12 protein-coding genes are annotated in these 13,285 nt (G+C 46.6%); 8 read left to right on the top strand and 4 right to left on the bottom strand.

The window, feature by feature from the left end:
• Positions 1 to 242 precede the first annotated feature (242 nt).
• The 7 genes from NBH14_RS14195 (at position 243) to NBH14_RS14170 (ending at position 8,486) form a co-directional block, all read left to right on the top strand.
• Positions 243 to 2,315: a TonB-dependent receptor gene (locus tag NBH14_RS14195; RefSeq protein ID WP_186958966.1), complete on the top strand. Its 2,073-nt coding sequence runs from the start codon at positions 243 to 245 to the stop codon at positions 2,313 to 2,315.
• 93 nt (positions 2,316 to 2,408) lie between these two features.
• Positions 2,409 to 3,614 (top strand): MFS transporter, encoded by a 1,206-nt coding sequence (locus NBH14_RS14190; RefSeq protein WP_186958965.1) that lies wholly within the window; start codon positions 2,409 to 2,411, stop codon positions 3,612 to 3,614.
• A gap of 2 nt (positions 3,615 to 3,616) precedes the next feature.
• Positions 3,617 to 4,984, top strand: a complete 1,368-nt coding sequence (hemN, locus tag NBH14_RS14185) for an oxygen-independent coproporphyrinogen III oxidase (RefSeq protein ID WP_186958964.1) — start codon at positions 3,617 to 3,619, stop codon at positions 4,982 to 4,984.
• Between the two features lies 1 nt (position 4,985).
• Positions 4,986 to 6,359 carry a protoporphyrinogen oxidase gene (hemG, locus tag NBH14_RS14180; RefSeq protein ID WP_186958963.1) on the top strand — a complete coding sequence of 458 codons (1,374 nt, stop codon included), beginning with the start codon at positions 4,986 to 4,988 and terminating at the stop codon, positions 6,357 to 6,359.
• A gap of 35 nt (positions 6,360 to 6,394) precedes the next feature.
• A complete protein-coding gene (locus NBH14_RS14175; RefSeq protein ID WP_186958962.1) occupies positions 6,395 to 6,793 on the top strand; it encodes a putative signal transducing protein in 399 nt (132 codons plus the stop codon).
• A 13-nt stretch (positions 6,794 to 6,806) separates the two neighbouring features.
• Complete coding sequence (locus NBH14_RS28815) at positions 6,807 to 6,989, top strand: hypothetical protein (protein ID WP_224263285.1); 183 nt, start codon at positions 6,807 to 6,809, stop codon at positions 6,987 to 6,989.
• 162 nt (positions 6,990 to 7,151) lie between these two features.
• Positions 7,152 to 8,486 (top strand): NADP-specific glutamate dehydrogenase, encoded by a 1,335-nt coding sequence (locus tag NBH14_RS14170; protein ID WP_186958961.1) that lies wholly within the window; start codon positions 7,152 to 7,154, stop codon positions 8,484 to 8,486.
• A gap of 100 nt (positions 8,487 to 8,586) precedes the next feature.
• Here the strand turns inward: NBH14_RS14170 and NBH14_RS14165 are convergent, their stop codons facing one another.
• Genes NBH14_RS14165 through NBH14_RS14150 form a run of 4 tightly spaced genes read right to left on the bottom strand, consistent with a single transcriptional unit; the run spans position 8,587 to position 12,306 of the window.
• Positions 8,587 to 9,978 carry a family 10 glycosylhydrolase gene (locus NBH14_RS14165; protein WP_186958960.1) on the bottom strand — a complete coding sequence of 464 codons (1,392 nt, stop codon included), beginning with the start codon at positions 9,976 to 9,978 and terminating at the stop codon, positions 8,587 to 8,589.
• 14 nt (positions 9,979 to 9,992) lie between these two features.
• Positions 9,993 to 11,177, bottom strand: a complete 1,185-nt coding sequence (locus tag NBH14_RS14160) for a class I SAM-dependent rRNA methyltransferase (RefSeq protein WP_186958959.1) — start codon at positions 11,175 to 11,177, stop codon at positions 9,993 to 9,995.
• A gap of 2 nt (positions 11,178 to 11,179) precedes the next feature.
• Positions 11,180 to 11,764, bottom strand: coding sequence for a 3'-5' exonuclease (locus tag NBH14_RS14155; protein WP_007657374.1), 585 nt, complete (start codon positions 11,762 to 11,764; stop codon positions 11,180 to 11,182).
• Positions 11,761 to 12,306: a DUF5063 domain-containing protein gene (locus NBH14_RS14150; RefSeq protein ID WP_186958958.1), complete on the bottom strand. Its 546-nt coding sequence runs from the start codon at positions 12,304 to 12,306 to the stop codon at positions 11,761 to 11,763. Before NBH14_RS14150 ends, NBH14_RS14155 begins: the two co-directional genes overlap by 4 nt.
• 378 nt (positions 12,307 to 12,684) lie before the next feature.
• Between NBH14_RS14150 and NBH14_RS14145 the strand changes: the two genes are divergently transcribed.
• A complete protein-coding gene (locus tag NBH14_RS14145; protein ID WP_186958957.1) occupies positions 12,685 to 13,284 on the top strand; it encodes an HU family DNA-binding protein in 600 nt (199 codons plus the stop codon).
• The last annotated feature ends 1 nt before the right edge of the window (position 13,285 follow it).

The following is a 13,285-nucleotide window of genomic DNA, read 5'->3' as shown; positions in this document are numbered from 1 at the left end:
GTGTCGTTGCTTGTCCTGAAAGGACTAACTGTGGATAGCCCCCGGTGAAGCCGGGGGATTGGGAATGGCATCCAGCCGATGAGCCCTGAAAGGGTTCAATCACAGCGTATTATTCGCCCCTTCCAGGGACGCACCATCCGGCATATATCGGGATCCCCCGGCTTCACCGGGGGCTATTCACAATTGAACCCTTCGGGTCCATACAACTATTGACAGGTTCTATTATTTCTAAAATAACAAATATGAAGGCATTGTTTTTATTCTGTTGTTTATTACTCTCTGTTTTCCCGGTCAAAGCGGACGACCTGGATACAACGAAAGTTCGTCAGGTGGAACTAAACGAGGTAGTTGTCCGGTCGTTTAAACAAAACAGGGATTTGCGCCTGGAACCGCTGTCGGCTTCCTCCGTTACCGGCACAGCCATACAAAACAAGAATATTACAGGAATTAAGGAGTTCAGTTCCTTTATTCCGAACCTGTTTATGCCTGATTATGGGTCGAAGCTGACTTCGCCTGTGTATATCCGTGGGATCGGTTCGAAGATCAATGCGCCTTCCGTCGGGCTTTATGTGGACGGTATCCCTTATTTTGAAAAGTCAGCGTTCGATTTCGATTTTGCAGAGATCGATCGTGTCGAAGTGTTGCGTGGCCCGCAGGGAACTCTATACGGACGCAATACGATGGGGGGAATCATCAATGTCTATACCAAATCCCCCTTGAAGTTTCAGGGAACGAATGCTTCGATCTCTAACGGTACTTACGGTGCCCGCGAGTATGCCCTTTCCCGCTATGCGAAAATAGGGGAGAAGTTCGGCTACTCCCTTTCCGCCAATTATAACAGGAATGACGGATATTTTACCAATCTGTTTACCGACAAGAAAGCGGATGACCTGAAAAGCGGCTCCGGACGTATCCGGTTGGAATGGCAGCCGACGGAACGGTTGTCGCTCGGCTTGATGAGTTCGTATGACAATTCCAGACAAGGAGGTTATCCATATGCCGTCTGCGATTCGGTGACACACCGGCCGGGCGATGTCAACTACAACGATTACAGTTTTTATAAACGGGCCATGTCTACCACCGGCCTGACGGTGGAATATAAAGGTACGGGATACAGTCTCAGCAGCAAAACGGCTTTCCAGTACCTGTCGGATCATCAGGGGATCGACCAGGACTTTTCTCCGGCAAGTATTTATTTTGCCAAACAGGATCAGAAACAGAAGATGTTTTCGGAAGAGTTTAATATAAAATCGACGACAGACGGGCGGTATAAATGGCTGTTCGGCGCCTTCGGTTTCTGGCAGGGAATAGATAACACGGTGATAATGGATTATCTGTCGGCTGCCTACAGTTCGCGTAAGTTGTACGACACACCCACCTACGGAATAGCCTTTTATCATCAGTCTACCTTCGATGACCTGCTGGTCGACGGCCTTTCTGCAACGATCGGCATACGTTATGATTACGAACGTGCTTCTACCGATTATCTTAGCTTCAAAGATACGGAGGAGGAGAGTAAGGAGTTGGATGCCTTTTACAGCAAACTAAAATTCAGTCAGGTTACACCTAAATTTGCCTTACAATATATGTTTCCCTCTTCCGGGATTATCTACGCCACTGTAACGAAAGGATATAAGACCGGTGGCTTCAACACCTCTTTCGAGCGGGAAGAAGACCGATCTTTCCGACCGGAGACCAGTTGGAATTATGAAGTGGGAGGCAAGCATCCTTTCCTCGATAACCGCCTGCGTGCCGAGATCGCTTTTTTCTGGATCAACTGGAAAAACCAGCAGATCAGCCAGTCGCTTACGGTAGGTTCCATGCTGAACAATGCGGGACGGAGCGAAAGCAAAGGGGTGGAAGTCAGTTTGCAGGGAAATCCGGTCAACGGACTGATGGTACAGCTGAATTACGGGTTTACCCATGCCACATTCAAGGATTATACAGACAAGAAGAAAGACAAGGTGTATGACTATTCGGGCAATTATCTGCCGCTGGTCCCTTCGCATACCTTCTCTGCCGGGGCTGATTATACCATTTCGAATCCATGCTCCCATATCGACCGCATCCTGATCAGTGCGAACTTTACCGGTGCGGGCCGGATATACTGGAAAGAAGATAACGTTGTTTCCCAACCTTTTTACGGACAATTGAACGGAAAGGTTTCTGCAACGAAAGGATTTGCTACCTTTGCGATCTGGGCTAAGAATATCACCAACACGCAATATACCGCTTTTTATTTTGAGATGGGAAAAGGTCTGGCACAAGCGGGTCGCCCTTTCACGATCGGAGGAAGTGTAGCGGTGGCATTTTAATCGGGTGTAAAATGCTTTCGCAGCTTGGGAAACGGCTTTACAAGGATGAAAAATGCTTTCCCAACGTGGGATACCATATTACAAAGAAAACGAATGGAACAAAAAAATAAAATATTCAATCTCGGGACCTTCTTCTGCCTCTACATTGCGCAGACCATTCCGATGAGTTTTTTCTCTACCGTCATTCCGGTAATGATGCGGCAGGAGAATTTTTCTTTATCTGCCATCGGTTTGCTGCAACTGATCAAGCTGCCCTGGATACTGAAATTCCTCTGGTCGCCGATGGTGGACCGCCATGCCCGGACAACGGGCGATTATAAACGATGGATATTCTCGTCCGAACTGATCTATGCCGTCCTGATCTTTGCCGTCGCTTTCCTCGATTTTAAAACGGATTTCTATACCATTATCGCCCTGATCATCGTATCGTTCGTAGCCTCTGCCACCCAAGATATTGCGACCGATGCGCTGGCTGTCCTTTCCTTTAGCCGGAAAGACAAAAGCCTGGTGAACAGCATGCAGTCGATGGGCAGTTTCGGCGGCTCGATGATTGGGGGAGGCGTGTTGCTGCTGTTGTTTAAACAGCTGGGATGGAACAGCCTGTTGCCTTGTGTCGCCTTGTTCGTGATTGTCGCTTTATTGCCGTTACTGTTCAACCGCGGACTGGAGATTGCACCGAAAGATACGCATGAACGGGCGAAGAAGGCAGATGTCTTTTACTTCTTTACCCAAAAGAATATATGGAAACAGATCGGTTTCCTTTTCCTTTATTATTCCGGCCTGATCGGTACGTTGGCGATGTTGAAGCCCTACCTGGTCGATCTGGGATATTCGATGAAAGAGATCGGGGTGATGAGCGGTGTGATAGGGACCTCTTTCGGTTTCATCTTTTCTTTTATCGGAGGCTTTATCGTGCGTCGCATCGGACGGCATTGGGCACGCATCCTGTTTGCCGTGTTTGTGCTGCTTGCCACGCTTTATTTCCTCGGACTGTCTTATGTCACTCCGACACTCGGACTGTTGCATGCCGGCATCGCCCTGCTTTGGGGCAGCTATGGGATGGCGACGATCGTGGTCTATACAACGGCGATGGATTGTGTACGTCCCGGACGGGAAGGCACGGATTTTACGATACAGACGGTCATAACCCATCTGAGCGGGATGGTGATGGCGATATTGAGTGGAAAGATTGCCGACCATACCGGCTACCACGGCTTGTTTTTCTTTGAAGTCAGCCTGGCGGCCTTGTCGTTGGTTTATATATTGATCGTATTCAGGAAAGAGAAAGAAACAGTATAATTATGATACAGGATTTATTACAAAAATATAATGTGCCGGTGCCGAGATACACCAGTTATCCGCCGGCAAATTATTTTACGGAAGCGTTTGCCAATAAGGAATACGAGTCGGCCATAGAGGCTTCCAATACGGCACGGCCCGAGCATATCTCTTTTTATGTGCATATCCCGTTCTGCCGCCATCTTTGCCATTACTGCGGGTGTAATTCATTCCCGATGATGAAGCGAGGCGTGATAGAACGTTATTTTTCAGCGTTGCATAGGGAAATAGAACTGGTAAAGACGCGGCTGGCTCCCGGACGTAAGATTTCCCAGATTCATTATGGCGGGGGAAGTCCGACATCCATGCCCGTGTATTATCTGAGAGAACTGAACGAACATTTGTTGGCAGGCTTTGAAACGATCGACCAGCCCGAAATAGCGGTCGAGTGCCATCCCGGATATCTGGATGAAGAGTCTTGGCAGTCGCTGACGGAGGCGGGTTTCAATCGGTTCAGCCTCGGGGTGCAGGATTTCAATGAAAAGGTGTTGAAGACGGTCAACCGCCGCCCGTCGTTGTTGCCGGCGGAGATGATCTTTCAGATTCTTCGTAGCAAAGGGGCGCGCATCAATATGGACTTTATCTATGGCTTGCCGTTCCAGACGGCCGAAAGTTTTGCGGAAACCATTACGCGGGCGGCAGTTCTGTGTCCCGACCGCCTGGTTACATTTTCGTATGCCCATGTCCCTTGGGTGAACAAACAGCAGCTTATTCTGGAAAAAGCCGGATTGCCGCCCAGTGAAGAAAAAAGCCGCATGTATGAATCGGCAAAGAAACTTTTGTCAACAGCCGGTTACAAGACGATCGGTCTGGACCATTTTGTCCGGCAGGACGATGAATTGTATACGGCGTTGAAGAACGGCCGCTTGCATCGTAACTTCCAGGGCTATTGTACCCGCCGTACAACCGGACAGGTGTATGCTTTCGGTGTGACCGGAATCAGCCAGCTGAATACTGCCTATACCCAGAACAGCAAGGATATTAATCAATATATGGAACGGATCGAAAACGATACGTTTGCCGTATCGAAAGGATATGAGTTGAGCCGGGACGAACAGATTACCCGTGAGGTGATCGAAACACTGATGTGCAACTATTCCCTGGACTGGCAGGAGATGGCAGCCCGTTTCTCCCTTTCTGCGGAAGAGATAAAATCGGCAACCGCCTATAATGACAATCGTCTGAATGAGTTTGCTGCCGACGGCCTGATCGAGTATGACGACAATCATATCCGTATGACTTCCGGCGGAGCTCTCTTTGTCCGTAACGTTGCCGCTTCGCTGGATAAACTGATGCTTCATTCCAATAAATCATTTTCAAAACCTGTCTGATATGGAACAACATAATACGGATATTCTGGTCATCGGAGCCGGGCTGACCGGTTTGACTACCGCCTTTCGACTGACCCGCGGGGGAAAACAGGTACATGTCCTGGAATGCAGTAACCGGGTTGGTGGGCAAATACATACGTTCCGTGAAGACGGGTTCGTTTTTGAAAGCGGACCGAATACCGGAGTAGTATCCTATCCCGAAGTAGCCGAACTATTTGAAGCCTTGTCGCCTGCCTGCCAATTGGAAACAGCCCATGAAGAGGCCAAACGCCGCCTGATCTGGAAAGGAAACTCTTTCCGTGCATTGCCTTCCGGCTTGCTTAGTGCAGTGACAACTCCATTGTTTACCCTCGGCGATAAATTCCGTATCCTGGGCGAACCTTTCCGGGCAAAAGGTACGAATCCGGATGAATCGGTCGGTGAACTGGCTGCCCGCCGTTTGGGAAAGTCATTCCTGAATTATGCCGTAGACCCGTTCCTCTCCGGTGTTTATGCCGGCGATCCGCTGAAACTCATTACCCGCTATGCTTTACCTAAATTGTATAACCTGGAACAGCAATACGGAGGATTTATCAAAGGCACGATTGCCAAAGCCCGGCAACCCAAAACAGCCCGTGACCGGTTGGCAACCAAAAAGGTTTTCTCTGCTGCCGGTGGTTTGGAGAATCTGGCAAAAGCGATGGCGAATGCTATCGGTTTCCGAAATATCACCTTGTCGGCTTCCGGCGTGACGGTCCGTCCGTCTGAAAAAGGCTGGCTGGCAACTTATACGACTTCCGAAGGAGAACAACTTATGCATGCCAATAAGGTCGTAACAACGAGCGGTGCCTATACCTTGCCTGATCTGCTGCCGTTCATTCCCCGGGAAGATATGGATAAGATCAGTAACCTGCAATATGCTCCGGTAGTACAGGTGAGTGTCGGCATTCGTAATACCGGGAGCTTGCGTTTTAACGCTTTTGGCGGACTGGTCCCTTCCTGCGAAAAGAAAGATGTGCTGGGGATTCTTTTCCCGGCTGCCTGTTTCGATAATCGTGCACCGAAAGAAGGAGCCCTCTTTTCTTTTTTTATCGGTGGTGTCAAGCGGACGGAACTGACCCGTTTAAGCGATGATGAACTAAAGGGACTGATCACACATGAATTTCATGCAATGCTGAAATTCCCGATTCAGGTGCAACCGGATATGATCCGTATTTTCCGCCACCAGCATGCAATACCGCAGTATGGCCTGAGCAGCGGCGAACGTTTCGCTACGATCGATCAGCTGGAGGCACGTTATCCCGGACTGATACTGGCCGGTAATATGAAAGGTGGCATCGGCATGGCTGACCGTATCCGGCAGGCAACTGGTATTGCTGAAAACTTGCTCATGTAAGTCAAAATCACTTTCTTTGCAGAAAAGATCTATTCATGGATGATACGGATAAAATGGTCGAAATAGCCCGGTTTCAATATCCGGCAGAGGCCCAGACACTGATCGCTTTGCTCAGGTCGGAAGATATCGAATGTTATTTGAGGAACGAATATAGCAGTCAGTTGATGGCGGGTTATATAGATGTTGGCGGTGCCCGTGTAGAGGTGCTTGAAAGCGATGTGCCCCGGGCGTTGGAGGTGATGGAAACCGGCGGGTACGACATTCCTGCGGAGGATGAAGAAGCTGAGCAGATACGGGTCGTAGCCGGATGGGCCCGTCATATCCCTTTTCTTCGTAATTACACGTTAGAGAAGCAAATTGTCATCTTATTTGTGATTATTGCTGTGTTTTTGGTATTATTGATCTTTTTTGGATCACAAATCTCGTCTAACTAAAAAAATGTAACCGATGGCCCGTAGAAAGATAACAAATAGTCAGGCGGTGTGTCTCACTCTTTTATGGGGTGTTTTGGCCTACATGCTGCTTGTTTACAGTGAAAAGATAACCTTTGATGTGATTTTTGCCCTGGTAGCGTCCGCTATCATTGTGTTCGTTCCTGTCTATAAAAACATAAAACGTAGAAATGAGTGACATTTAGTCACGTTTGCCTCTTTAAAATATCATTTCGATATTTTTTTATCATTTTTTCTTTCAAATATTTGCCGGTTTGAAAAAATGGCTTACCTTTGCGACGTTCTTAAAAGAAGAACGCTAACTAGCAAATTGGTATAACATTCTAAATAAACAGTTCTTATGAAGGCAAATGAAGTTTTAGACAACTTAAAGAGAAGATTTCCTAACGAACCCGAGTATCATCAGGCAGTGGCTGAAGTTTTAGGCACAATTGAAGAAGCCTATAACGAACATCCTGAGTTTGAAAAGAGCAACCTGATCGAACGTCTTTGTATTCCTGATCGTATTTTCTCATTCCGTGTAACATGGGTAGACGATAAAGGACAGGTACAGACAAACATGGGTTACCGTATCCAGCATAACAACGTGATCGGCCCGTACAAAGGCGGTATCCGTTTCCATGCTTCTGTAAATCAATCGATCCTTAAGTTCCTGGCTTTCGAACAGACTTTCAAGAACTCATTGACTACACTGCCGATGGGTGGTGGTAAAGGTGGTGCCGACTTCAGCCCGCGTGGCAAATCAAATGCTGAAATCATGCGTTTCTGCCAGGCTTTCGTTATGGAATTGTGGCGTCACATTGGTCCGGACACAGACGTTCCTGCCGGTGATATAGGTGTTGGCGGACGTGAAGTAGCTTATATGTATGGTATGTACAAAAAGCTGGCCCGCGAAAATACAGGTACATTTACTGGTAAAGGTATCGAATTCGGTGGTTCACTGATTCGTCCGGAAGCAACAGGTTACGGTAACGTTTACTTCCTGCTGGAAATGTTGAAGACTCGTAACATCGACATTAAAGGTAAAGTGGTTGCTGTTTCAGGTTCAGGTAACGTAGCTCAGTATACGGTTGAAAAACTGATCGAACTGGGTGCTAAACCGGTTACTATGTCTGACTCTGACGGTTATATCTATGATCCGGATGGTATCGACCGTGAGAAACTGGATTATATAATGGAATTGAAGAACCTGTATCGTGGACGTATCCGCGAATATGCAGAAAAATATGGCTGCAAATATGTTCAGGGTGGCCGTCCTTGGGGTGAAAAATGTGATATCGCCATGCCGAGTGCAACTCAGAACGAATTGAACGGTGACGATGCCAAGACGCTGTTGGCTAACGGTTGTTTCGCTGTATCGGAAGGTGCAAATATGCCTTCTACTCCGGAAGCTATCGATGCATTCCTGGAAGCTAAGATCCTGTATGCTCCGGGTAAGGCTGCTAACGCCGGTGGTGTTTCCGTATCAGGTCTGGAAATGACTCAGAATGCAATGAAGCTGAGCTGGACAAGAGAAGAAGTAGACGAAAAGCTGAAAGGCATCATGAAGTCTATCCACGAACAATGTGTAAAATACGGTACACAGTCTGACGGCGTTGTAAACTACGTGAAGGGTGCTAACGTTGCCGGCTTCATGAAGGTTGCAAAAGCTATGATGGCTCAGGGTATCCTGTAATCAGCAAAAAATATAAGTTTTGCCAAATGAACATTTTATGGTTATTTGGTCATGTAAAAAGGGGAGTTTTTTTAACTCCCTTTTTTACTTTATATACCTTTTATTTGAGAAACTTCTCATAAGAAGTCTTTTCAGGGATGACACTCCATCCGGAAATAACGTTGCCATAAAAATAGAAGTTGACATCAAAAGTAAGACCACTGTTCCGGTCAGTAACCTGATAGCATTTGGTGGCACCGTATTGGTCGGTTAATTTGTATTCATCTAAGTTTAGTGTCTCTGTCGAGCCGATATATTCCTTCATCCGCATATCGATCGCTTTCATAATACCCGTGTTTTCGAACGGATTGATATTGACAGTCGTGCGTCCGGTGGCAGCCGGATTTATTTTTGACTGGCTACGAAGCTCTTTTACGCTGTCTGTGTATGCCTTGAACTGTGCCCGTATTTCCGGTGAACGCAGGCCGTTGACCGTGAAGATGGCAATCCCTTCGGCGCCGTTGTTCAGCGCTTCATCCATGCAAAGGAACATCGTTGAATCGTTGGAGGCTGTCATGCCGCAATACAGAGTTGTCATCGGATTCTTTTGTTTCACATTGTCGATCGTACAGTCCGAAATGAAACTTACGTCACCGGTATAGAATGTGTGGTACACCATCGGGAAGACAATATCCAGATTCCATTTGCCCCAGTCCTGGCGAACCATCTTTCTGGACATTGCCGGAGTAGGAAAGGGGGAAGCTGCCATTTTCTTTCCGTAAGAGTGCACGGTTTCGGCAATCATGTTCGCCACTTCGGTGATCTGGTCGCAACGGAACTGTAACCATTGTTCATCTTGGGATGGATCTTCCTGTTCGCGCGGATCATAACCATACTTCTCCTGGAAAAGCTCGATCATTGCCGGATGATAACCGAAATCCCATTGAGGATATTCACGATCCTGCACGATACCGTATTTGGGCCAGAGAGTGGTAGGCAGGACTACGTCGACAAAACGGTGGTAGTCGATAGCAATACCATTCAGTCCTTCTACTTCGCAATAGGCTTTAATTTTATTGTTGATATGTTCACGCACTTCCGGTAAAGCCGGGCACATGAATTTATAGTAGCCCACATAAGCGGTCGTGTCCGCCAGGCTTTTCCCCTCACGGTTCACACTGAACCATTCAGGATGTTCCTTTAATAGTTTGTCACGGTCATGTTCGGTATTCATTGTCCACAGCCAGGCATAGACTTCAATACCGTGTTTGTGTGCTATCGGAATGGCAACCCGGTAATCATCCGGGGTCGGTGCGTTCAGCATTACCCCGTCGATCCCCACTTCATTCATAACCGTGCAGATCGAATCGAAATTCATTCCCGGACGATAGTCCATCCAGGTCCAGAACATCGGATAATCGGTTGCCTTTTCGGCTTTTTGCTGTGTACAGGATACTGTGACCAGGCTGCTTGCAAGCGCAAGCAGCAAAATTGATAATCTTAGTGGTTTCATAATAGTACTGTTTTTTATTCTACATATAATACAAGTCCTTTCAGATATTCCCCTTCCGGATGATAGATGTTTACCGGGTGATCGGCCGGTTGCGTCAGCTGATGCAGGATCCGGACGCTACGTCCGGATTGTGCTGCGGCGCTGAATACGGCCAGACGGAAATTCTCTTTACTGACAACCTGCGAACAGGAGAAAGTAAATAAAATACCTCCCGGTTTAATCTTTTCAAAAGCGATCGCGTTCAGTTTACGGTATCCTTGCAAAGCATTGCGGAGCACGTTCTTATGCTTGGCAAAGGCCGGTGGGTCCAGAATGATCAGATCGTAATTGCTTCCCATTTTTTCCAGATATTTGAAGGCATCTTCGGCAAAAGCTTTATGTCGCAGGTCGCCAGGGAAGTTCAATTCCACATTTTTATTTGTCAGCGAAATCGCTTTGGCCGAACTGTCTACCGAATGAACCACTTCGGCACCGCCACGCATCGCATAAAACGAAAATCCACCAGTGTAGCAAAACATGTTCAGCACCGAATGACCTTTGGCATACCGTTCCAGCAAAGAACGGTTTTCGCGCTGGTCCACAAAGAAACCGGTCTTTTGTCCTTTCTGCCAGTCCACACAGAACTTCAGTCCGTTTTCTGTCGCAATATCCTCTACTTCTCCGCCATACAGGTAACCGTCCTCACTGCCGAGATTGGCTTTATAAGGAAGAGTCGCTTCCGATTTATAATAAATGTTCTGTAAAGTATCTCCCAGTACCGTTTTTAACGCTTCGGCAATTTCGTGGCGGGCATAATGCATACCGACTGAATGCGCCTGCATAACAGCCGTATGGGCATACATGTCGATAACGAGTCCCGGAAGATTATCTCCTTCCCCATGAATCAGGCGAAAAGTATTATTGTTTTCCACACCTGCCAGTCCCAGTTCGCGGCGAATAGCATAAGCCACGCGGATACGTTCTACCCAGAAATCTGCATCGATCGTAATCGGTTTGAACGATAAGATACGTACGGCGATGCTGCCTATCTGATAATGGCCGATAGCCAGAAAACGCTGGTTCGTTCCGTACACCTCTACCAGGTCGCCCTCTTCAGGATCCCCTTCAATGCTTTGGATAGCTCCGGAGAACACCCACGGATGGAAGCGCAACAACGATTCTTCCTTTTTCGGTTTGAGAAAGATTTTACAATAGTTCATTCTTATTTATCTTGATTCAATTGGTTGTAAATTTTCAGACAAGCCCAGGCGTCCAGGGCTGCATATTTCTTTTGTTGTTCGGTCAGCACATCAGCTTCCCAGTTGCTCAGGCGCTGGCCTTTCGATATTTTCTTGTCGAAAAGGATCGCATAGATCTTTTGCAGGCTGGCATCCTCGATGCCGAACTGTCCCACATAATTCTGCAAATCCAGAAAGTTAGCCGGTTTGATATCCGTCCGCTTCCGCATGGCACCGAAATCATCGCGCAGGGATAACCCGATTTTTAATATTTTATCGTTAACCAGAAAATCTTCAAGCGATTGCGGAATACCGATTCTGTTCAACCGGAACAGGAAGCAAGCCTCGTCTGTCGAAATCTGCATCAACGAAATCTTATAGCGTGTCCCCTTTTTAAAACTGGGACGTGTTTCCGTATCGAAGCCAACCGCTTCGAACTGGGTTAAATAGCTGACGGCTTTATCGGCATCCTTTTCGGTGTCGATAACAAGGATCCGTCCCGGAAATTCTTCTATTTCAAGAAGTGATATCTCTTCTTTTGTTATTGTGTGTGTATATTGTGTCATCATTCCTCGTTCGTTTCAATAATTTCTTCATCGCTGTAACGGATAGCGTGAAGCGCTTTCAGTGCATTTAAGAGTTGCTGTCCCCAGAACTCCTGGAAATTGGCGCGGCATAAAGCAATAGCCTGAAGCATGACTTCCTCATTTCCCTGTCGGAAAAGTGAAACAAAATTTCCTGTGTCCTGGTAAACATCCGCCAGGTTTTCCGAGATAAATGCAGCGATTGGCGTGTCGCTGTATTGCATATCCGGATGAAATGTCTCCAGGTAAGAGTCTTTTTCTCCCAGCAGGGCGGCAATACGGGTCCGCACGGCTTCGTACATATCTTCCGTAACAGTCATTTCCGGTTCGTCATCTTCATCGTCCACTTCCGCTTCCGGCAATAGTGTCGCTTTCAGATAGAGCAGAGGTAACAGCTTGATTCCTTTATCTATAAAATCAAAAAGGCCGTTTTGTCCGGCTGTTTCAACAAATGTACAAAATTCCAACGCTACAGTTACAAACTCCAGCGTATTGCGTTCATATATGGGATTATTCTCCTTTTCCATGCTACTTCTTATAGTATACCTATGATTTCTAACTTGCAAAAGTAAGAAATATATTGCGATAATCAGAATTATTAATTCTTATTAAGGTCTAATAAGAGGATGTCGATGAGAAAATTTTCATGTGTGTTGAAGATAATACGCGGGAAACAATAAAATATAAGCGTTCAGGAGGATAATTTCTCCCTTTCTGTTGTATCTTTGATGCTAATGGATTTAGCGGCTGATAATTGTCGGCCGTTTGGTTGATAATTATGTGCCAATCGGTCGATAATTGTGAGCCAAACGGCCGAGGATTATCAACCATTGATTACCTGCCGTACTAATTCAAATTAGTAAGGCATATAGATGAAAAGAGTATGTAACCAAATAAATAATACCATGTCAATAAAATTTAAAGCTTACTACACGCCGAAGCCGAATGGACGTAAAGGCATGCGGTTGACACATGCCCGTGCGATCAGCAGGGGAACTTATAATCTGGAAAAAGTTTGCAGGTTGATAAGCGAACGTTCTGCTGTGTCGTCGGCAGAAGTCAAAAGTGTATTGGATTCATTTGCCTGGGTGGTCGAACTGGCCCTGGAGGACGGCTGCCATATCGAGTTGGATGATCTGGGGTATTTCTCGCCATCATTGAAAACTACTCCGAATAAAGAAAACGGAAACAAGGGAACGGTTTACGTAGATGGAATTAATTACCGTTGTTCCACTTCTCTACGAAAAAAGTTAAGGAAAATCGATTTGGAGTTTGAAAAAGATAAAAAGATACTTGATAACTGGGAGACACTAAAAGATAAATTGTTGAAATACATGAAACATTGGGAAAGTGTGACTCCGCGTGCTTATGCTAAAGAATTTGGTTGTAGCCGTTACCGGGCGGAAATAGATCTGAAGAAGTTCGTGGAGGAAGGCGTACTCGTCAAGGTAGGCTATCGGAATAAGGTGATGTATTTGTTGGCGGCGGATAAGCAGGAAGAATAAT

This window comes from Parabacteroides caecihominis, assembly GCF_023656785.1.
Classification (GTDB): domain Bacteria; phylum Bacteroidota; class Bacteroidia; order Bacteroidales; family Tannerellaceae; genus Parabacteroides; species Parabacteroides segnis.
The sequence above is the reverse complement of the archived record's forward strand: the minus strand, read 5'-3'. Positions and strand labels throughout refer to the sequence as shown.